The sequence below is a fragment of the Pandoraea commovens genome (assembly GCF_902459615.1).
Taxonomy (GTDB): Bacteria; Pseudomonadota; Gammaproteobacteria; order Burkholderiales; family Burkholderiaceae; genus Pandoraea; species Pandoraea commovens.
This window is the reverse complement of the sequence record NZ_CABPSA010000008.1, coordinates 244,635-265,697: the sequence shown is the minus strand read 5'-3', so window position 1 is coordinate 265,697 and position 21,063 is coordinate 244,635. Positions and strand designations below refer to the sequence as shown.

General features: G+C 61.7%; 20 protein-coding genes. 8 read left to right on the top strand and 12 right to left on the bottom strand.

From position 1 onward, the window contains the following. Positions 1-122: 122 nt before the first annotated feature. Positions 123-1,907 (top strand): peptidoglycan D,D-transpeptidase FtsI family protein, encoded by a 1,785-nt coding sequence (locus tag PCO31010_RS21530; protein ID WP_150666064.1) that lies wholly within the window; start codon positions 123-125, stop codon positions 1,905-1,907. A 59-nt stretch (positions 1,908-1,966) separates the two neighbouring features. Here the strand turns inward: PCO31010_RS21530 and PCO31010_RS21525 are convergent, their stop codons facing one another. The 6 genes from PCO31010_RS21525 to PCO31010_RS21500 all read right to left on the bottom strand — a co-directional run bounded on the left by PCO31010_RS21525 (position 1,967) and on the right by PCO31010_RS21500 (position 8,294). Further along, positions 1,967-2,596 carry a hypothetical protein gene (locus tag PCO31010_RS21525; protein WP_150666063.1) on the bottom strand — a complete coding sequence of 210 codons (630 nt, stop codon included), beginning with the start codon at positions 2,594-2,596 and terminating at the stop codon, positions 1,967-1,969. A gap of 510 nt (positions 2,597-3,106) precedes the next feature. After that, positions 3,107-3,472: a cytochrome o ubiquinol oxidase subunit IV gene (locus PCO31010_RS21520; protein WP_150577091.1), complete on the bottom strand. Its 366-nt coding sequence runs from the start codon at positions 3,470-3,472 to the stop codon at positions 3,107-3,109. Then, positions 3,472-4,098 (bottom strand): cytochrome o ubiquinol oxidase subunit III, encoded by a 627-nt coding sequence (locus PCO31010_RS21515; RefSeq protein ID WP_150577092.1) that lies wholly within the window; start codon positions 4,096-4,098, stop codon positions 3,472-3,474. The genes PCO31010_RS21520 and PCO31010_RS21515 overlap by 1 nt, the downstream gene beginning before the upstream one ends. 2 nt (positions 4,099-4,100) lie before the next feature. Continuing rightward, entirely contained in the window at positions 4,101-6,080 is a 1,980-nt protein-coding gene (gene cyoB, locus PCO31010_RS21510; RefSeq protein WP_150666134.1) for a cytochrome o ubiquinol oxidase subunit I, read from the bottom strand. Positions 6,081-6,095: 15 nt separating this feature from the next. Beyond that, a complete protein-coding gene (gene cyoA, locus PCO31010_RS21505; protein ID WP_150666062.1) occupies positions 6,096-7,154 on the bottom strand; it encodes a ubiquinol oxidase subunit II in 1,059 nt (352 codons plus the stop codon). Positions 7,155-7,664: 510 nt separating this feature from the next. Beyond that, a complete protein-coding gene (locus PCO31010_RS21500; RefSeq protein WP_150666133.1) occupies positions 7,665-8,294 on the bottom strand; it encodes a LysE family translocator in 630 nt (209 codons plus the stop codon). Between the two features lie 267 nt (positions 8,295-8,561). On the opposite strand from PCO31010_RS21500, the gene PCO31010_RS21495 reads away from it, so the two are divergent. Next, on the top strand, positions 8,562-9,026 hold the full coding sequence (locus tag PCO31010_RS21495) for an Lrp/AsnC family transcriptional regulator (protein WP_039396907.1): 465 nt from the start codon (positions 8,562-8,564) through the stop codon (positions 9,024-9,026). 208 nt (positions 9,027-9,234) lie between these two features. After that, positions 9,235-10,695 (top strand): sensor domain-containing diguanylate cyclase, encoded by a 1,461-nt coding sequence (locus tag PCO31010_RS21490; RefSeq protein WP_150666132.1) that lies wholly within the window; start codon positions 9,235-9,237, stop codon positions 10,693-10,695. Here PCO31010_RS21490 and PCO31010_RS21485 read toward each other — a convergent pair. Then, positions 10,623-11,744 carry a LysR family transcriptional regulator gene (locus tag PCO31010_RS21485; protein ID WP_150666061.1) on the bottom strand — a complete coding sequence of 374 codons (1,122 nt, stop codon included), beginning with the start codon at positions 11,742-11,744 and terminating at the stop codon, positions 10,623-10,625. The genes PCO31010_RS21490 and PCO31010_RS21485 overlap by 73 nt on opposite strands. After that, positions 11,741-13,261 (bottom strand): MFS transporter, encoded by a 1,521-nt coding sequence (locus PCO31010_RS21480; protein ID WP_150666060.1) that lies wholly within the window; start codon positions 13,259-13,261, stop codon positions 11,741-11,743. The genes PCO31010_RS21485 and PCO31010_RS21480 overlap by 4 nt, the downstream gene beginning before the upstream one ends. Before the next feature lie 140 nt (positions 13,262-13,401). On the opposite strand from PCO31010_RS21480, the gene PCO31010_RS21475 reads away from it, so the two are divergent. Then, on the top strand, positions 13,402-14,001 hold the full coding sequence (locus PCO31010_RS21475; protein ID WP_343039222.1) for a helix-turn-helix transcriptional regulator: 600 nt from the start codon (positions 13,402-13,404) through the stop codon (positions 13,999-14,001). Positions 14,002-14,034: 33 nt separating this feature from the next. On the opposite strand, the gene PCO31010_RS21470 is transcribed toward PCO31010_RS21475, so the two are convergent. Continuing rightward, positions 14,035-14,352 carry a YnfA family protein gene (locus PCO31010_RS21470; protein WP_150666058.1) on the bottom strand — a complete coding sequence of 106 codons (318 nt, stop codon included), beginning with the start codon at positions 14,350-14,352 and terminating at the stop codon, positions 14,035-14,037. A gap of 114 nt (positions 14,353-14,466) precedes the next feature. On the opposite strand from PCO31010_RS21470, the gene PCO31010_RS21465 reads away from it, so the two are divergent. Beyond that, on the top strand, positions 14,467-14,682 hold the full coding sequence (locus PCO31010_RS21465) for a SlyX family protein (RefSeq protein ID WP_370855767.1): 216 nt from the start codon (positions 14,467-14,469) through the stop codon (positions 14,680-14,682). Positions 14,683-14,850: 168 nt separating this feature from the next. Beyond that, positions 14,851-15,495 (top strand): DUF1439 domain-containing protein, encoded by a 645-nt coding sequence (locus tag PCO31010_RS21460; protein ID WP_150666057.1) that lies wholly within the window; start codon positions 14,851-14,853, stop codon positions 15,493-15,495. A gap of 91 nt (positions 15,496-15,586) precedes the next feature. On the opposite strand, the gene PCO31010_RS21455 is transcribed toward PCO31010_RS21460, so the two are convergent. The 3 genes from PCO31010_RS21455 to PCO31010_RS21445 form a co-directional block, all read right to left on the bottom strand. Beyond that, the gene (locus PCO31010_RS21455; RefSeq protein ID WP_150666056.1) at positions 15,587-16,012 is read right to left on the bottom strand and encodes an organic hydroperoxide resistance protein; all 426 of its coding nucleotides are present in this window, start codon (positions 16,010-16,012) and stop codon (positions 15,587-15,589) included. A 279-nt stretch (positions 16,013-16,291) separates the two neighbouring features. Next, positions 16,292-16,876 carry a TetR/AcrR family transcriptional regulator gene (locus PCO31010_RS21450; protein WP_150577102.1) on the bottom strand — a complete coding sequence of 195 codons (585 nt, stop codon included), beginning with the start codon at positions 16,874-16,876 and terminating at the stop codon, positions 16,292-16,294. A gap of 184 nt (positions 16,877-17,060) precedes the next feature. Then, the gene (locus PCO31010_RS21445; protein WP_150666055.1) at positions 17,061-19,268 is read right to left on the bottom strand and encodes a TonB-dependent siderophore receptor; all 2,208 of its coding nucleotides are present in this window, start codon (positions 19,266-19,268) and stop codon (positions 17,061-17,063) included. Positions 19,269-19,581: 313 nt separating this feature from the next. Here PCO31010_RS21445 and PCO31010_RS21440 point away from each other — a divergent pair, with 313 nt between their 5' ends. Continuing rightward, the gene (locus tag PCO31010_RS21440; protein ID WP_039396891.1) at positions 19,582-20,070 is read left to right on the top strand and encodes an Lrp/AsnC family transcriptional regulator; all 489 of its coding nucleotides are present in this window, start codon (positions 19,582-19,584) and stop codon (positions 20,068-20,070) included. Beyond that, positions 20,063-21,022 (top strand): DMT family transporter, encoded by a 960-nt coding sequence (locus PCO31010_RS21435; RefSeq protein WP_150666054.1) that lies wholly within the window; start codon positions 20,063-20,065, stop codon positions 21,020-21,022. The genes PCO31010_RS21440 and PCO31010_RS21435 overlap by 8 nt, the downstream gene beginning before the upstream one ends. The last annotated feature ends 41 nt before the right edge of the window (positions 21,023-21,063 follow it).

Sequence of the window (21,063 nt, the reverse complement as noted above, 5' to 3'; positions counted from 1 at the left end):
TGCGCTATTGCAACAGTCGCTTGCATGCTACGCTATCTCGCCTAGAATCTGAGCCATAGTTGGTTGACGGGCTCATTGCTGCTAATTGCTGTAACCAGCCTCTCATTCGCCCCGCGAGCGCCATGCAAAAGAATCGCCAGCCCAAGGACGTCACGTTCGCCGCCAGTCCTGTTTTGCAATCGCGCATGTCGTTATGGCGCTCCAAATTCGTCGTCATCGTCATCACGATCGCCTTCATCGGGTTGGTCGTCCGGGCCTTCTGGATTGCCGGGCCGGGCAACAGTTTCTACATCGCGCAGGGTGAAAAGCGTTACGAGCACGCCATCGTCATGCCGGGTGTGCGGGGCAAGATCGAAGATCGCGACGGCCGTGTGCTCGCGACCAGTTTGCCGATGCGCACCATCTGGGCCGTCCCGACTGAAGTGCCGGACGACCTTTCCGACAGCGACATCCAGAAGGCCAGCAAGCTGCTCGACATCCCCGCAAAAGAACTGCGCACCAAGCTCATCGGCGAGAAAAAGTTCGTCTATGTAAAGCGTCAGGTGTCGCCTGAGATCGGCAAGCAGGTCGAAGCGCTGGGCATTCCTGGCGTCTACGAGAGTAGCGAATACAAGCGTTTCTACCCCGAGGGCGAAGTGGCCGCGCACGTGGTCGGCTTTACCAATGTCGAGGACAAGGGTCAGGAAGGCATGGAGCTGGGCGAGGAGCCACTGCTCGAAGGTGCGGCTGGCGTGCGGCGCGTGATCAAGGATCGCATCGGCCGAACCATTCAGGATCTCGACGACTCCAGTCCGCCGCGTGACGGCAAGGACATTCGTCTGACGCTTGACACCCGCGTGCAGTACATCGCTTACGAGGCGTTGAAGAATGCGCTGGATCGTACGGGCGCGAAGGCAGCGATGGCAGTGGTCATCGATGCCAAGACGGGACAGGTGCTGGCACTGGCCAATTTGCCGACATACAACCCGAACGACCGCGCGCATCTGACGGGTGAGCAGTTGCGCAACCGCGTGTTCACCGATGTCTTCGAGCCGGGTTCGATTCTCAAGCCGTTCACGATGGCGCTGGCGTTGGATCTGCATCGTCTGACGCCGACGACGCTCATCGACACCGGCCCGGGCCGTTATGTGTTCGAGGGGGCGACGATCAGCGACGACAGTGCGAACGGCACGCTGACGGCGGCGGGCGTCATTCAGAAGTCGAGCAACATTGGTATGACGAAGGTGTCGACGATGTTGCGGGCGGAAGAGATGTGGGACATGTTCACCGAGATTGGTCTGGGCCAGCAGCCGAAGCTGGGGTTCCCGGGTGCTGTGTCGGGCCGACTGCGTCCGTACAAATCGTGGCGACGGATCGAGCAGGCGACGATGGCATACGGCTACGGGATTTCAGCGTCGCTGTTTCAGTTGGCGCGGGCGTACACGATCTTTGCGAACGACGGTGTGATGGTGCCCATTTCGATCATCAAGCCGGATACGCCGGTACAGCCGGAGGGTGTGCGGGTGATCGATGCGCATACGGCGTCCGAGATGCGCAAGATGCTGGCGGCTGTGGTGGACACGGGCGGGACGGCAACGACGGCGCAGGTCGCGGGATACAGCATCGGCGGCAAGACGGGGACGGCATACAAGGCGGGCGCGCACGGTTACGACCATTCGAAGTACCGTGCGTCGTTTGTCGGGATTGCGCCGTTGTCGGCACCGCGTTTGGTGATCGCGGTGTCGGTGGATGAGCCGAAGGCATCGCAGCACTTTGGTGGTCAGGCAGCGGGTCCGGCGTTTGCCGAGATTGCGTCGCAGGCGTTGCCGTTGCTGGGCATTCGTCCGGACCTGCCGGTGCGACCGGGGGTGATTCTGGCCGCACCGACCTCGGATACGCCGCCGGACGACAAGCCGCCGCATGGGTGAGAGCGTCTACGGTTGAGGCGAGCACTCGCCTCAACCGGCTTCCTGCAGATTCTGCTGCTTTAGCCGAGATAATTGTTGAACTCGGCCAGTAGGGCCCTCGCCGATTCCCTGTCTTGCACCGGGAAGGCACAGAGATCGTAGTTCCACTTGAAAACGAGGCGTGCCACATCGCTAGCGGACTCGGGTGTATGGTTTGGATCTCGGAGGATTGCCGTCAATGCAGCTAACCGCCTGTGTTCGGGAACGATCAATCCGTCGAAAGGCACATCACCGATATCCGTTGGCATCATTCCACTCTCACAAGTGAGCTCTGTCAAAGCATGGCAAATCGATACCGATCCCAACGTATATTCGTCATCTGACGAGTACTGCCCGTAGTTCTGAACTCGGTTGATCAACTCTCCGAGCTTTCTTACGGTATGGGCGTCGGATTCATTTGTCGCGTTCAAGTGCGAGAACCAATCTTTGGCCCACCCTCGCCCTCCCCCCAAAATGTTGTAGGTAATATCAAAGGATGCCGAGTCGAGCGGAGGCGATTGATATGCCGATACTGAAGCAGCAGTGCTCCGCTGCACGGTGGCACTCAGGTCTGAGTGAAACGCAGGCGTCGAGCCCATCGGGGCGGACGCATTGCTCGGCGGTTGGCGATGAATTGTGGGTGGAATATCAGCATGCTTTATCGGGTCCATCGTGAATCTCCTGTTTCGGTGAAGGAGTCTTCATTTTGGCCTTCATGAGATACCGCACTTATCGTTACCAACCGCCACCTTTCCGTTTACGCCAGGCGCGAGTGCACGATGGGAAGTTGTCGGCACGTACTAGCGAGAGCACAGTGTTTCAACGCAGGCCGATGCCCGGTGTAGGGGCAGGCGTCCCAATTCGAGAGCGTAGAGAGGATAGACGGCGATAACCGCACAGGAAATATGAGCGGTGATTGTCGGTGTCCTGACGGAGCGACTTTCAGGTGGAGCGGAGTCAGGATACCGGCAAGCGCCGCGGGTTCGGGGGTGGGTCAAGGGTGGAGGGGAAGGAATGGCGGGCGGTGTCGACGGACAGATAGCGTGTGGGCAAAAAGGGCAATTCGATTAGTCGAATTGCCCTTTTTGCGTACTACGGAAGCCAAAAATAGAAAAAGGCGGCTCGGTATAACCCGAAGCCGCCTTTAGCACTTACCGAAGACTACCGGCAAGTTCCGGGACTTACATCCCCGGCATCATCAGCGAGTTGGCGTTGTGCATGATCCACAGCGAGCCGACGAGCACGATGGCGACGATCAGCACAGTGAACAGGAACGCCATCACATTCCAGCGTTGTTCCGACGAGCGGTCCATGTGCAGGAAGTAGATCAGGTGGACGATGATCTGGATCAGCGCTGCGCCGAGAATCAGCGGGAGCACCGTCGAGGGGGGCATCGTGCCGTCCATCACCAGCTTGAACGGAATGACCGTCAGGATCACGGCGAGCACGAAGCCGATCAGGTACGACTTCACGCTACCGTGGCTACCACCGGCTGCGTTGTGGCCAGCTTCGTGGCCGTGCGATTGCACCGATTTGCTATTGCTCATTACATCGCTCCCATCAGGTACACGACCGTGAACACGCCGATCCAGACCACGTCCAAGAAGTGCCAGAACAGCGAGAGGCACTGCAGACGCGTCGTGTTGGTCGACGTCAGGCCCTTCTTGGCGATCTGGAACATCAGCACGGCCATCCACAGCAGGCCCGAGGCCACGTGCAGACCGTGGGTTGCCACCAGTGCGAAGAACGACGACAGGAAGCCGCTACGGTTCGGACCTGCGCCTTCGAGGATCAGGTGATGGAATTCATAGAGTTCCATCGCGATAAAGCCTGCGCCCAGCAGCCACGTGATGGCCAGCCAGCCCATCGTGGCGCCCTTCTTGCCGTTGTGCAGGCCGATCATGGCGAAGCCATACGTGATCGACGAGAACAGCAGGATGAACGTTTCGACCAGCACAAACTTCAGGTCGAACAGTTCCTTGCCCGTGGGGCCGCCCGCCGTCGAGTCACGCAGCACCGCGAAGGTGGCGAACAAGCTGGCGAACAGCACCAAGTCGGTCATCAGGTACACCCAGAAACCGAAGATCGTATTGCCGCCGGTGTCGTGGTGCGCGTGGTCGTGCGCATGCGCATCGGCATGCGCGCCCGTGTGTTTGAGAACTTCGCTCGTCATGATTAAGCCTTTGCTGCTGCGGCCAGTGCCTGATGGTGAGCCGATTCAATGGCCACCACTTCCGGCGACTGCACGTAGTAGTCGATCGAATCGTTGTTGCTGCGGCAGATGAACGTCACGATCATGCCCACGAAGCCAACGATAGCCAGCCACCAGATGTGCCAGATGGCGGCGAAACCGAACACCAGCGAGAACGCACTGATGATGAAACCGGCGCCGGTGTTCTTCGGCATGTGAATCGGGGCGTAGCTCGTCTTCAGATCGCTCTTGATGCCGTGTTCCTTGCGGTAAGCCAGCTCGTCGATGTCATGCACGCGCGGCTCTTCGGCAAAGTTGTAGAACTGCGGCGGCGACGACGTCATCCACTCCAGCGTACGGCCATTCCAGGGGTCACCCGTGGTGTCGGCCAGCGCCTTGCGGTTCTTGATCGACACGACAAGTTGCAGTACCTGGAAGCCAATACCTGCGGCGATGAACAGTGCACCGATGAGGGCCGCGATCAGCCACGGCTGCCATGCCGGATTGTCGTAGTGGTTCAGACGACGGGTCATGCCCATCAGGCCGAGCACGTACAGCGGCATGAATGCGAGGTAGAAGCCGATCAGCCAGCACCAGAAGCTTGCCTTGCCCAGACGCTCGTCGAGCTTGAAGCCAAAGGCCTTCGGGAACCAGTAGTTCATACCGGCGATGTAACCGAACAGCACGCCACCGATGATCACGTTGTGGAAGTGAGCAATCAGGAACAGCGAGTTGTGCAGCACGAAGTCAGCGCCCGGCACAGCCAGCAGCACGCCCGTCATACCACCGATCACGAACGTGACGATGAAGCCCAGCGTCCACAGCACCGGCGTCGTCATTTGCACGCGACCACGGTACATCGTGAACAGCCAGTTGAAGATCTTCACGCCGGTCGGGATCGAGATGATCATCGTCGCGATACCGAAGAACGCGTTCACGCTTGCGCCCGAACCCATCGTGAAGAAGTGGTGCGCCCACACGAGGAACGACAGCACCATGATCGCGGCCGTGGCGTACACCATCGACTTGTAGCCGAACAGCTTCTTGCCCGAGAACGTCGAGATGATTTCCGAGAAGATACCGAACGCCGGCAAGATCAGGATGTACACCTCAGGGTGACCCCAGATCCAGATCAGGTTGATGTACATCATCGGATTGCCGCCCAACTCATTCGTGAAGAAATGGAAGTCGAGGTAGCGATCCAGCGAAAGCAGGCCCAGCGTCACGGTGAGGACCGGGAACGCAGCGCACACCAGCACCATCGTGCACAGGGACGTCCACGTGAAGATCGGCATCTTCATCAGGTTCATGCCCGGTGCGCGCATCTTCAGAATCGTGACGACGAAGTTCACACCCGTGAGCAACGTCCCCAGACCTGAAATCTGCAAGGCCCAGATGTAGTAATCCACCCCCACGCCCGGGCTGTACTGAATGCCCGAAAGCGGCGGGTAAGCCAGCCAGCCCGTACGTGCGAATTCACCCACGCCCAGCGACAGGTTCACCAGCACGGCGCCAGCGGCAAACAGCCAGAACGACAGCGTGTTCAGGAACGGGAACGCCACGTCGCGCGCGCCGATTTGCAGCGGCACCACGAGGTTCACGAGACCCGTCATGAAAGGCATCGCCACGAAGAAGATCATGATCACGCCGTGGGCGGTGAAGATCTGGTCGTAGTGATCCGGCGGGAGAATGCCGGGCGAGTTGTGCGCGAGCGCCAACTGGGTACGCATCATCATGGCGTCGGCAAAGCCGCGCAACAGCATGACGAGCGCGACGAGCACGTACATCACGCCGATCTTCTTGTGATCGACGGACGTGACCCACTCGCTCCAAAGGTACTTCCACTTACCGAAGTAGGTGAGCAGGGCAAAAATGCCCAACCCGCCCAGCACCATCATGCCGACCGCGCCGACGATGATCGGCTCGTGGTACGGGATGGCTTCGAGAGTCAGTTTGCCAAACAGTGCTGACATTGTTGATTACTCCTTATGCGCGTGCGCAGCCGGACCGGCAGCGTGCATCGCGTGCGCGCCGGCGTCCATGGCCATGGTCATCGACTGGCCTTGCACGTTGGCTGCAGCGGCCGGAGCCATTGCGGCGTCGGTGCCCGCGCCCTTCATTTCCATCTTCATGTCCATGCCCTTCATTTCCATGGCACCGTGATTTTCATGGCCTTCATGCTGCGCAGCCATGCCCGATGCCATCGGGGCGTGCACGATCGACTGGAACATCTTTGCGTCGACCGAGCTGTAGTACGTGACCGGCGTGTTCTCGCTCATCGGCACCAGCGAGGCGTAGGCGTCGCGGTCGAGCACCTTCTTCGACTCGCGCACCTTCGTGACCCATTGCTGGAAGTCGCCGTCCGTCATCGCCAGCGTCTTGAAACGCATGCCCGAGAAGCCGCCGCCGCTGTAGTTCGCCGAAATCCCGTCGTACGTGCCGACGTGGTTGGCGATCAGGTGCAGCTTCGTTTCCATACCGGCCATCGAGTAGACCTGGCTACCCAATTGCGGAATGAAGAACGAGTTCATGATCGATTCCGAGGTGATCTTGAAATTCACCGGGACATCGACAGGAACAGCCAGTTCGTTGATCGACGCAATGCCCTGCTCCGGGTAGATGAACAGCCACTTGTAGTTCAACGCCACCACTTCGACCGTAATCGGCTTCACGTCGCTTTCCAGCGGCTTGTACGGATCGAGTTCGTGGGTGGAGACCCAGGTGATGCGCGCGAGGATCGCAATGATGATGATCGGCACGAGCCAGACCACGACCTCAATGGCCGTCGAGTGCGACCAATTCGGCTCATAGCGTGCCGTCTTGTTGGTTGCGCGGTACTTCCACGCGAACCACAGCGTCATCAGAATGACCGGAATGACCACGATCAGCATCAGCCAGGTGGCCGTGAGGATCAGGTTCTTGTTCTCAATTCCGATCTGCCCCTTAGGGTCGAGCAGCGTCATGTCGCAGCCTGCCAAAAGCAGCGGCGAGCACAAGGCGAGCAGCCTAAACAATCGCGGGTTTCTGTGTTTCTTCATGTCACACGACAGGGTTGAGTTGGCCAGCGAACGGCGCAACACGGGCTTACCGGCCTGATGCAGGGTCGCAGGAGGTTGGCAAGGGTTAGGTGGGACGGGAGCAGTCGTCTCGCCGGTATTGCACCGGTCGAACTACGACGACTGTGTCATCGAAAAGACGTGAACCGGGGCGGATTGCCGCCCGCAGACCTCAAGTCACTGTCCGACTTCTTGTCTTTTACTTCCATCACGGTGCGGCATTATGCCGAAGTTTAATTAGGCCGGACATCGCACACCCGCCTGCGCGACAATGTGTCGCGCGGCCCTCACGCGTACGCGCGCGACGATTTCCGAGCAGATCGGCACCTTTTTGACGGTAAACGCTGTGCAATGCAGCAATGCGGGAAGGTTCTGGGAATTCAATGGGTGCGACGTTGTGTCGCACCCCAATTTGCGGTGTCGCAGCGAAATGCACTCATTTGGTGCAGTCGCTGGAAGGTGATGTAGGGGAGATGTATTGTGCCCGGCTTTTCAGTCGAGCGACAGACGTACGGCGAATGCCATGAGCGCCGCCCCGAACGACCAGCGTTGTACTTTTTGCGCAAACGGCCGGGTGCGCAGCCAGTTCGCGATGCGCGCCGCACCGAACGAGAGTGCGACGTCGAACATCGCCCCGACGATCAGCAGCAACACGCCGAGTTGGAGCACTTGCGTCCACACCGGGCCTGCTTCGGGGCGGACGAACTGCGGCAGGAGTACCGAACAGAACAGCAGCGCCTTCGGGTTGAGCACGCTCGACAGCACGCCACGGCGAAACGCATGGGAGAGCGGCGGCGCGGCATCGTCTGCGGCGGCCACGGCCTGCACCCCGAAAGCTGGCGAGCGCCAGATCTGAATAGCCACCCATGCCAGGTAGATAGCGCCAACAATGCGCACCGTCTCGAACAGCCAGGGCGCTGCGCGCAGCAGCGCCGCCACGCCACAGGCCGAGAGCGTCACGTGAGCGGCACGCGCCAGCGCGAGACCGGCGGCCGTGGCCAGTCCGTGTCGCGTGCCGCGCGTCATGCTCGTTTGCATCACCACCGCCATGTCGGGGCCGGGCAGCGCGTAGACGACAACCAGCGCGCCAATGAATACGGTGAGCAACTGCGGCGAGACCATGCTTTTCCCCAATGAATGAAAGCGGACGAAAATGAGCTCCATGATCTCGCCATTTCATGAGCGATATATGGCGTTTTCCACCCACTACAACTTCATTTATTGGTGCATTGCTCCACCATTTGTTCATCATCGACAAAAAACACCAACCTCGCTTTTATCCCCCTACCAATCGGCTTAAGCCAAACGGACGAGGGAAACACTTTCCCCTCCTTCCATATCGTGGTGGAATGCCATCTTTGCAGCAGATTTTGTAGCGGGATACCCACAATGAACGAACTCGACGCGATCGATCGGGCGATTCTCGCCATCGTCCAACGCGATGGCCGCATTTCCAACGCCCGCCTTGCCGAGCGTGTATCGCTTTCGGAAACGCCGTGCGCACGACGCCTCAAGCGTCTCGAAGCCGAGGGCTACATCACCGGCTACCGCGCCGAACTCTCGCACCGCGCGCTGGGCCTCGGCGTGACCGCTTTCGTCCACGTGCGCTTCGCGGTGCACGATCGTGCCCTGTCCGAACAGTTCGAGCGGGAAGTGCAGGCCATCGACCGTATCGTCTCGTGCCACAACATCTCCGGCAGCGCCGACTATCTGCTCGGCGTGGTCGCCACCGACCTCGACGATTACGGCAGTTTCACCCGCGATGTGTTGCGCGCCCTGCCCGGCGTGTCGTCCATCGAGTCGATGCTTTCCCTGCGCGAAGTCAAACGCGATACCGGTGCGCCGCTGCTGTAATTCGACGCAACGCGAAATCGCACGAAGTCAGGACAGCTTGCAAATCGTTTGAACGTAAAATGGCGGGCTAAAACAGACATAACAGATCAGGTGCCAAATGCCGGACGCCATGCCCGCCTTACCCTCAGCTAATTCGCCTAACGCGACATCCGCCACCGCCGGGACAGCTGTGACCAACGCGGCGGCCAGCGTCACCGACGACGCCCTGATGTTCGACCTCGCACCCGTCTCTCTGTGGCTCGAAGACTTCAGCGGTGTGAAGCGATTGTTCGACGAATGGCGTGCACAGGGCGTGGTCGATCTGCGCGCACACTTCAAAGCCGATCCGGCGCACGTCTCGCAGTGCTCCCAACGCATTCGCGTCATCAAGGTCAATCGTCGGACCCTGACGATGTTCAACGCGCCCACGCTCGATGAACTCGTCGCCAACCTGTCGCGTGTGTTCCGCGACGACATGCTCAAGACGCACATCGAAGAGCTTTGCCAGTTGTGGGACGGCGACACCCAATTCACGAGCAAGACGGTCAACTACACGCTCGATGGCCGTCGCCTGGATGTATTGCTGAACGGCGCTGTCCTGCCCGGTCATGAAGCCACGCTCGACCGCGTGCTGATCTCGCTGGAGAACGTGACCGAACTGGAGCACGCCCGCGAGCGCGTCACCATGGGCGAGCAATACGCCCGGGGACTGTTCGAGTATTCGCCGGTCTCGCTGTGGGTCGAAGATTTCAGCGCGATCAAATTACTCCTCGACGACGCACGCGCACGCGGCATCACCGACTTCCGCACGTTCACCGACGTGCACCCGGAGTTCGTCGAGCGCTGCATGCAGGAAATCGATGTGCTCGACGTGAACCGTCATACGCTGGCGATGTTCGTCGCGCCCGACAAGGCTACCCTGCTCGGCCGTCTGCCCGACGTGTTCCGCGACGACATGCGTCACAACTTCCGCGAGCAGTTGATCGACCTGTGGGAGAACAAGCTCTTTCAGCAGCGCGAAGTCGTGAACTACGCGCTCGACGGCAACGAGATCAACGTCCATCTGCAATTCGCCGTGCTGCCCGGTCACGAATCGCGCTGGGATCTCGTGCTCGTTGCGCTCACCGACATCACCGCGCGCAAGAAGGCTGAGTCGTATCTGGAATTCCTCGGCAAGCACGACGTGCTCACCAAGCTGCGCAACCGCTCGTTCTATGTGGACGAACTCAATCGGCTCGAACGCAAGGGCCCGTATCCGGTGACGGTGGTGGTCGCCGACCTGAACGGCCTGAAGGCGGTGAACGATCAGTTGGGTCACGCCGCTGGCGACGCGCTGCTGCGTCGCGCGGGCGAAGTGCTAGGTAAGGCGGTCGCAGCACCTCAGATCGCAGCCCGCATCGGTGGCGATGAATTCGCGCTGCTGCTGCCGTCGACCGACGCGACAGGCGGTGCCGCCATGATCGAGAGCATTCGTCAGCTCGTGGAACTGAACAACTCGTTCTACCCTGGCACGCCGCTATCGTTCTCGATGGGGATGGCGACGTGCGAAGCTGGCGAACGGCTCGAAGCCGCGATCCAGCGCGCCGATCTGCTGATGTACGAAGAGAAGCGCAATCACTACGCGGGCAGCGTCAACGAGCGTCGCGTGCTGGACGGTGCCCCCTCGGGCAAGACCGGCAGAGGTACATAACCTTTCGCGTCGGCCTTCGGGCCGACCGTTCCGGCATCTCCTGTCACGTCGCTGGCAGCCGTGTGCGCATGACCTAACGGCTCGCAGATCAACGCCAGCCAATCAACGAACGCGCGCACACGCGGCGACACGCGTTTTTGCGCCGGATACGCCGCCGACAGCCGCAACGCAGGTGGCGGACACTTCGGCAGCACCGGCACCAGCCGCCCCGACGCCAGATACGGTGCGGCCGCCAGCAGCGTCGGCTGAATCAGTCCCAACCCTTCCAGCCCTGCCGCGAGATAGGCCGCTTCGTCGCCGACGTGCAACTGTCCGCGCGTGCGCACGCACGTCGCCTTGCCGCCGACCGTCAACGTGAGATCGCCACAGCGCGTCGGCAACATGAAGCCCTGCCCGCCCTCGCCGGAAGATCCCGACGATCCCGGCGATGGCGCGGCAAGCGAAGCCAACGACTCCGCCGGTGCAGACAGCCATTTGACCGACGTGTGCGTCGCCAGTCCGTCGAGATCCTCCGGCGTGCCGTGCAGGTCGAGATAGCGACGGCTTGCGCACGTCACGCGCGGCAGGTCGCCCAGATGTCGCGCGACCAGCCGCGAGTCCGGCAACTCCCCCAACACAACGCCGCAATCCACCCCGTCACCCCGCCAGTCCCCGTGTGCTGGCGTCGCGTCGAGCGCAATCTCCAGCCCCGGATAACGCGCCTGAAACTCAGCGAGCGACGGCATGACCACCTCACGGGCGATGACTGGCGGCAGCACGACGGCGAGGCGTCCGCGCAACTGCGCCTGCGCGCCGAACAGTCCCGACTCGACTTCTTCGACGTCCGCGAGAATCGACGAGCATCGCTCGTAATACGCCGCACCTTCCATCGTGAGCGCCACTCGCCGGGTGGAGCGCGTGAAAAGCGCCACGCCGAACCAGCGTTCGAGATGCTGCACCTGTGTCGTTGCCGTCGCGCGCGGAATATCGAGCGACGCCGCCGCCTTCGTGAAGCTGCCGACTTCGGCCACGCGTACGAAGGTGCGCATGGCAGTGATTCGATCGATCATGATGCCTCCTGCCCTTCTCGTTGGTTTTGTTCGTTTTGTCCGTTCTGTCCGCTAACGGATGCGGCTGTCCTGCCGCGCCGGATGATGACGGCAGCGCCCGCCGGTGCGAGGGCGAATACCGCAAACAACCAGATCGAGGCGCGCTGGATTTCGGGCAGTCCGCCGTCGGCAAGACCCGCGGAGTTCGCGACGAGTCCCGCGAGCGCAGAGCCGAGCGCCATCGAATACAACTGCACCGTGGTGATCGAGGCCGACGCCAGCCCCGCTTCGCCCGGACGCGCCGCCGTCATCACCCGCGTGAGCAAATGCGGCCAGCCGATGCCGACACCGATCCCCACCCCGAACAACGCGATGCAGAGCGTGGTGATCCCTGCGGCGCTGTCAAAGAGCGATGCCTGCGGCAGCAACCACGCGAGCGCGAACATCCCCAGGGCGACGATGACGGGGCCGAGGCGAACGCGCCGCTCGGCGGCGTCGCCCTGGCGACTGGCGCTCGTCATCGAACCGACCGACCAGCCTGCCGCCATCAGCGCAGCAAGATAGCCCGCAGCGAACGGCGTCTGTGCGTGAATCGTCTGAAGGAAATAGGGGATGTAGATCTCGCTCGTCATGGCCAGACCGAGCAGGCTCATCGTGGCGTAGAGTCCGCCCAGACGCGTGCGCAACGAGTACGCGCCCGTGGGCATCAGTCGCGGCAACGCATGGCGCGCGCTGCGCTCTCGCTGAGCTAGCCACCACGCGAGCGCGAGGCCGAACACCATCCACCCGGCAGCCACGACGTGCGAATTCACGACCGCGCCGAGCGAAATCGCCACCGCCGACGCACACAGCAGCACGACCTTGAACCACGGCACGGCGTGCGCGCCGTCGTTGTCACCGTGGCTTTGCGAGGTCCCGTCTGCGGCCTTCACGGCACGTCCGGCCGGGACCTGCGCGCGGATGATGAGCCCCAGTCCCACCACAATGGGCAGCAAGGACCAGAAGGCCCAGCGCCAGTGACCGAACTGCGCGAAGACGCCGCCGACGGCCGGACCGCAAAGCGTTGCGACGCCCCACATCCCCGAGACCAACCCCATCGCCCGCGACCACAACGGCGGCGCGAAAACAATGCGGATCAAGGCGTAGCTCAATGCAAGCAGAATGCCGCCGCCGAAACCTTGCAGTGTGCGTCCCGCCAGCATCCACGGCATGCTCGGCGCAGCTGCGCACACGATCGTGCCCGCACTGAAGCCGACGAGCGCCGCGATATAGGCGACGCGAGGCCCGAGCGTGGAGAGCATCTGGGCCGCGAAGACCGAGCCGAGGATCGACGCCACGACGAACAGCGTCGTGTTCCACGAATACAGATCCAGTCCGCCGATTTCTTTGACGATGGACGGCAACACCGTCGTCGCCACATACACGTTGGTCGCATGCAACGCGACCCCGCCCGCGAGCGCCAGCGACCGCCAGCCGTTGTTGCCACTCAACAAATCGCGCCAGCCCGGCGCCGTGGAATTCGTCGTGCTCGTTGTCATGGATGGACAGTCACCTCTCGGGCGACTAATATGCAAGAAAGTTCTTGGATATTACATGCCTCACGATGAATTACCCAAATAACCACTTGGATAATAGGGCAGCACCGCTCGTGGTCCCGGTTGCCGGGCACGAGCGCGTTTTGCATTGGTTGAAGACGCAAGGCCCGGCGTCGACAGCGGAAGTCGCCTCGGGGTTGGGGATCACGGCGGAAGCGGCGCGTCAGCAGGTGCAGAAGCTGGTGGCGGACGGTCTGCTTGTTGGCGAGACGATGCCCTCGCGGGGTGCGGGACGTCCCCGTCAGGCATGGACGCTCACCGAAGCCGGTCACAGCCGCTTTCCCGACGCCCACTCCACGCTCACGATCCAACTGATCGGCTCGATTCGTCAGTTGTTCGGCGAGGACGGACTCGACCGGCTGATCACGCAACGCGCTGCGGAGACGCGCACGAGCTACAAAAAGGCCATCGACCCGCTCCCCGGCCTATCGGCGCGTATGGAAAAGCTTGCGGAGATTCGCTCAGCGGAAGGCTACATGGCGCGCGTGGAGCGCGATGGCGACGACTGGCTGCTGATCGAGGATCACTGCCCGATCTGCGCGGCGGCCAAGACCTGTCAGGGTTTTTGTCGCACGGAACTGGAACTGTTCCAGGAGTTGATCGGTGAACGCGGCACCGTGTCGCGCGAGACGCACATCCTCGCGGGCGGACAACGCTGCACCTATAGGGTGAAGACGGCCTGAACGGCCGTCTTTGCTATTGCTGCGGGTACAACGTCAGCGCGGCTGAAACGCAATCAGACTCATGCCTGCCAGCGCCACGACGACACCCGCAACGTCCCATGACGTCGGACGTACGCCGTCGACAAGCCACAACCACACAATGGCGACACTGATGTACACGCCGCCATACGCGGCGTAGACGCGTCCGGCAGCCGCCGGATGCAACGTGAGCAACCACGCGAACAGCGCAAGCGCCGCAGCGCCTGGCACCAGCAGCCACGCGCTGCGATCCTGTTTGAGCCACAACCAGGGCAAGTAGCAGCCGACGATTTCCGCCACCGCCGTGACGACATAAAGCAGAAAGGTTTTCATGTTGCGATTATGCCCGGCACGTTCGTGAAACGTCTCGCCACACACGTCGCACGTTGCAGCGCGGACGTGTGGATCGTTCAATGGCCTACAATGCCGCGTTCACCGGAGAAGCTCATGGAATCGTTGGAAGCCCGCGTCGTCGAACTCGAAGTCAAGGCAGCGTTTCAGGAAGACCTGCTGGAGACGCTCAACGAGATCGTGACGCGTCAGGAGCAGCAAATCGACCTGCTGCAAAAGCAGCTCAAGGCGCTTTATCAGCAGATGCAGTCCCAAGGTCAGAGTGGCGGCGGCGACGGTAATCCGCGTCACGAAATCCCGCCGCACTATTGAGACGCGCCTCGTTGCGGCAACGTTTGTGGCTGCCCCGCAACGGGAAATGTGGAATCGTGTTTCCAACGTCGATTGCGCAGATCAACGCGGCATTCAGAACGATTCCACGTCATGCGGGTCACACGACCATCGACGATTCAAGCACGCCCGCTTGCCGGGCCCAGTGACATGACTTCGCAACGCTCACGCCGCACCCAAACGATCGCGCACACACTGCGTCTCGACGACACATCTTCCCAGTCGCGCCGCGACACCCTGCGTCTCGCCATCGGCGGGTTGCTCGGTCTGACGCTCACGCCGTTCATGCGCCCAGCCGATGCCGCCTACAACATCTGGACCGGCGAATACACGATGACGCGCAAGGACATCGAGGCCGCCGTCGACAAACGTTTTCCGACGACGCTGAACTACGGTCAGTTGCTCGCCGTCGAGCTGACGCATCCGCAAATCGGCTTCAACCCGCAGGCCAACCGCATCAACACGCAAGTCGATGCGCAGGTGCAGAACGTGCTGCTGCAAGGTCAGCCACTCAAAGGCGTACTCGCGATCTCCAGTGCGCTGAAGTACGACCCGGTCAGACGCGCGGTGCTGCTCGACAACCCGAGCGTCGAGCGCGTCGACGTGAACGGTATGCCGCCCGCCTACGGTCAGCAACTCACGGCCATCGGCGGCAACGTCGCGCAGCAGGTCCTCAATCAATACCCGATTTACACGTTCAAGCCGGAGCAGTTGAAGTACGGCGGACGCGACGTCGAGCCGGGGGCGATCACCGTGCTGCCTGACGGCATCAAGGTCGAAGTGAAGACGAAGTAACGCGACGCCGCACAGGATTGCAGGCGGCAGAAAGCGAAAGAGCAGCCCGAGGGCTGCTCTTTTCACATCCGACGTACGTGGACGGAGACGATTAAACGATCGTCAGCGTCACGTCGATGTTGCCGCGTGTGGCATTCGAGTACGGGCACACGATGTGTGCCTTTTGCACGAGGCCTTCGACGACGGCGCGGTCGACGCCCGGCACGCTGATCTTCAGTTCGGCCTGAATGCCAAAGCCGGTCGGGATCTGACCGATACCGACGCTACCGTCGATCTTCGTGTCAGCGGGCAGCGCCACCTTTTCCTTGCCCGCGACGAACTTCAGCGCGCCCAGGAAGCAAGCCGAGTAACCAGCGGCGAACAGTTGCTCCGGGTTCGTGCCGCCAACGCCGGGGCCACCCATTTCCTTGGGCACGACCAGCTTGACGTCGAGCACACCGTCCGACGACGTGGCGCGGCCATCACGGCCTCCGGTGGCGGTGGCATGGGCGGTGTACAGCACTTTTTCGATCGACATGACGAACTCCTGGTAAGTAGAAAAATTTCACTTCCAAACTTCGACCTTCCTGACCCGACACAGCACAACGCGGTGCCTTGCAGCCAAGCGGTCATCTTAATGCACCCACGGGACACCTTCTGTGAACGTCGCAGCAACCTCACCGCTTCGCTCGTCCCGTTTCTCGCACCTCATTATATCTATCTATCACTAGATAGATAATCAAACCCAAATAAGCGGGAGATGTCTCCCGTCTTGATCCTGCTGCACCGCAGTAGTTTGCGGCGCGTTTTCAGCCTTTCAGGCCACGCCACATACCGACGCGACCACATCCTCCAGCCTGGACGGCGCCCGAAACAACCGCGACGCCATCACACTGCCCTGAAACCCGGCGAACAGCGCGCGGGCCGTTGCTTCTGGCGAGGACGTCAACGTCAGTGAGCCCGCTTGCGTGCCCTGTGTCAGCACCCGCGCCAGCCATGCTTCGTGAAACGCGAAGAACCGCTGCACCGCTTCGCGTACCGTCTCCGGCAGCGTTTCGATGTCTGCCGCCAGCATGCCGCACAGGCAAATCCGGTGGCCGTCTTCGATGATTCGTCCAAAACCCTTCGCATACAACGCCAGCTTTTCCGGTGCGGGCAGCGTCTCGTCGATCGCCGCCAGTCCTTCGCTGATGAAACCGTCGTACGCCTTGATCGCTTCGAGCACCAGATCTTCCTTGGCCGGAAAGTAGTAGTGAATGCTCGACGTCTTCACCCCGACACGCTCCGCCAGATCGCGATAGCTAAAGCCGTTGTAGCCCCGCGTCATCAGAAACGTCTGCGCATGATCGAGCAGTTGTTCCCGGACGGTCGGTGCAGCAGGCGATGTCGTTGTGCGGTTCATGTGACGAACTTTATCTACTAGTAGATAGACAGTCAAGCGCTTTCTTCGGGGACATCGATTGATTGTTTCGATGACGGCGATAGCCCTACGCCAACGAGCATCTGTCGCCCAATGAAAAACAGCGACCCGCAGGCCGCTGATTTTCGTCACATGAAGTCCGTCACATCAAGACACCCAGCGTCGATCAGAAATCGATCTTGGCGTTCAGGCTGACCATGCGCGGGTCGGCGGGCTTGATGTAGTTATCGTACTGGTACTCCCAGTACTTGCGGTTGGTGAGGTTGCTCACGGCCGCGCGCAGCGTCACGTCCTTACCGGCGACGCGGGTGCGGTACGTCGCGCCGATGTTAATCAGCGTGTAGCCGGAGACCGTCAGCGAGTTCTGCGGGTTGAGCGTCGTGCGGCCGTTGTAGCGGATATCGCCGCCGACCGACAGGCCCGGCACGTACGGCACCTTGTATTCGACGTTGCCCGAGAGCACGAAGCGCGGTGCGCCACCGACACGGTTGCCATCGAAGCCACCGGCCGTGCGTGCGTACCAGGCGTCGAGGGCCATGGCGCTGGCACCCAGCGTCCACTGCGGGCCGAGCTTCACGGAGCCAGCGAGTTCGATCCCCTGATAGATCGACTGACCGTCGGCCACACGGGCGTTCGCGCTGTTCGTGTACACGGCGCCACGTTCGATGCGGAACAGCGCCGCCGTGGTACTCCACGTCGCCTGCTCCGTCTTCACGCCGACTTCGTACTGACGGCTCTTGAACGGGTTGAGCACCGCGCCCGCGTTGGCGTAGGTCGAACCGACCACTTCACCCGCTTCGAGCGCTTCCACATAGCTGGCGTAGGCCGTGGTGTTCTGCGTGAGCTTGTACATCGCGGCGAGGGTCGGCGTGAAGACGCCGTTGGTCGAGTACGTCGACGCGCCCTGCGCATTCGTCTGGTCGTAGTTCGTGAAGCGGCCACCGGCCAGCACCGAAAAGCGATCCGTGATCTGCACGGTATCCGACGCGAAGACGGACTTCTGCTCGATGGCGCTGGAGCGTTGCGCCTGAAGCGGCGTGCCATTGCCGTAGAACTGATACGACGTGCCCTGATACAGGTTGCCCGTGTAGCTCGGGCTGTACGTGTAGGCGTAATCGTTCGTCTGATATTGCGAAGCGTAGCCGAACGTCAGTTGATGTGTCAGCGGGCCGGTGCGGACGCGGCCTTCGGCCGTCACCTGCCACGCGTGGAACGTGTTCACTTCGTCGCCGAGGTCGTTCATGCCGCTGAAGTTACCGGCACCGTTCAGGAGGTAGAGGGTGGCTTCGTTACGGTCGCGCGTCGACTTGTTGTAGGCGAAGTTGGCCGAGACCTTCCAGTCCGGATTGAGCTGGTATTGCAGGCCTGTCGTGTAGAACTGCGTGATCGTGTTCAGGTGCGTCGCCTGCGTTTGCAGGTTCGCGTTGGACACATTGATCGGCGCAGGCAACTGGTTGCCCGTGAAGTTGTACGTCGAGAGCGACGGCGACGTGCCCGTCGCGCGACGGTCCTGATACATCGCGCCGAAGTTCCACGTGAGATCGGGCGTGATGCGTGCGTCGAGGGCGACCGACACCGTGTCGCGGTTCAGATTGCCGTCGGTGTACGTGCGGCCTTCTTCGTGCGTGTAATTCAGACGCGCGCCGAACATGTCGTTCGGACCGGCGCGCCCGCCAAGGTCGACGTGCTCACGCCAGATGCCTTCCGACTGAAAACCGACGTCGATGCTCGCGATACGCTCATCCGTCGGCTTCTTCGTGACGTAGTTCACCACGCCGCCCGGCGCGACGAAACCGTACATGAAGCCGGACAGGCCTTTGAGCAACTCCACGCGGTCGAACTGTTCGTACGGCATGGTCACGCCGTAGGTCATGACCGGCATGCCGTCGAGCTTGAAGCCCGATTGCCAGTCGATGGGCATGCCGCGCACATAGATGTACCCGGCCCATGCGTCGAAGGCGTTGCTGCCGTCGGTCACTGAGGCGTCCGTGACGAAGACGTCGCCGAGCTTGGTCGCCTGACGCTTCTCAAGTTGCTCCTGACTCACGACCGTCGTGGAGAACGGCGTATCGAGCTGGCTGCGCGAGCCGAGCGCACCGGCCTGCACCGACTGCTTCAGGTTCTGCGGCGTTTCGCGCAACGTCGAGTCGGTCACCGTCGTCGCCTTGAGCGTGGCGGGCGCGGCCCCGGTATTCGTGGTGTCGGTAGCGTCGGTAGCCGACTGAGCGAACGCCGACGAAGCGGCAAACGTCAGCAATGTGGCGAGCGCGAGCGGTGCGACGGTACTACGGGGAGCCAGAGAAAGATGACGTGCAGCGAGGCGGCCATTCGCGCGCAAAACGCGGCTGACCCGGTGAGCCGGAGCGGAAGACATGCTTGAAATCCCGTGTGACTAAACAATATATTTTTAATGAGAATCGTTAACGTTCTCATTCACAGGTTCGGGATATTAACAAACACCGCCCAGCGTCAACAAATGTTGTCGTCAGACGGCAACGACAACACCGAAATACAACATTTCCGTTCCTTACCATGCCGGTCGCGTCCAAGATGGGCAACGCACGCATCGCGAGTCACATGAGCCCCGGCAACGTCGACAAATAGGCTAATATCGCGGCACTGTCGCCTACCGAGCGGCTAATTGAACGGAACGCCGGCCCCCATCCGGGGCACGTGCGTAGAGTGGTATGGAACTCGACGCCATTGATTTGAAGATTCTGCGGGAGCTGCAAGCCGACGCCCGCCTCACCAACGTTGAACTCGCCTCGCGCGTGAACCTGTCGCCGTCGCCCTGTCTGGCGCGCGTCAAGGCGCTCGAAGCCGCGGGTTATATCCGGCAGCGTGTGACGCTGCTCGACCCGTCGCGCCTCGGGCTGCACATCAACGTCTTCATCCACGTCACGCTGGAAAACCAGAATCGTGACGGATTGGATGCCTTCGAAGCCGCCGTGACCGCGCTGCCGAACGTCATGGAGTGTTACCTGATGTCCGGCGACGCCGACTACCTCCTGCGCGTGATGGTCAGCGACATGGCCGCTTACGAGTCGCTGATCACCGACCGCATCTCCCGCATTCCGGGTATCCGCAACATTCGTTCGAGCTTCGCGCTCAAGCAAGTGATGTACACCACGGCCGTGCCAGTGCCCCAGCCGCCAGACGCCTCGGGCGATGCCTGAGGCCACTTCCGAAACCTCGTCCACACCGACCGGCGCACTGAGCGCCGCGCCGCAGGGTGGCGCCAGCCAGCAGATTGCACTGCACGTGGCGGCCATGCTCTTCGGCGCGTCCGCCCTGTTCGGCGAACACATCGCCGCGAGCAGCACGATGATCGTCTTCGGACGCGGGCTGTTCTCGTGGCTCGCCCTCACCATCATCGCGCTCGCCGGACTGGCCGGTATGCGTAGCGCCGCGCGTCTTTCCGGCGGTGCGCCGTGGCGCGGCCTGTCGATAGCATCCAGCGCCCGCCTCATCGTCGCGGGCGTGCTGCTGGCCGTGCACTGGCTGGCCTTCTTCCTCGCCATCAAAGCGGGCGGCGTGGCCGTCGGCACACTCGGTTTCGCCTGCTTCCCGGCGTTCGTGATTCTGCTGGAATGGCCACTGCGCCGTGAACGTCCCTCATTGGGGGACGCCGGGGTGATTGCGCTCGTTTGTATCGGTCTCGCGCTGGTGACGCCCGCGTTCGACTGGCAGGCCGGTGCGACGGTCGGCCTTGCGTGGGGTGTGCTGTCCGGCGCGATCTACGCCGTCATCGCCCTGTCGAACCGGGTGCTGGGTGCGCGAGCCTCGCCGTTGCAGGCGAGCTGGTGGCAATGCCTGGGCATTCTGATCGTGCTCGGGCCGTTTGCATGGCGCGAGTCCCTGACACTTCCCGCCGCGCAATGGGGATGGCTCGCGTGTCTGGGCGTCGTCTGCACCGCGCTGGCTTACACCCTCTTCATTCACGCGCTGCGTACCGTCAAGGCGAGTCAGGCGGCGGTCGTGATTGCGCTCGAACCTGTCTACGCGATTGCGTTCGCGTGGGTGCTGTTCGGCACGTCACCCACACTCAAGATGGCGATTGGCGGCGTGTGCATCGTCGGTGCCGTCGCCTGGTCCGGTTCGATGCGCTCGCGCCGCCCGGCTCACTGAGCCGTCTGTCTTTCGTCTAAGCGACGTTGTTGTGCCGCTTC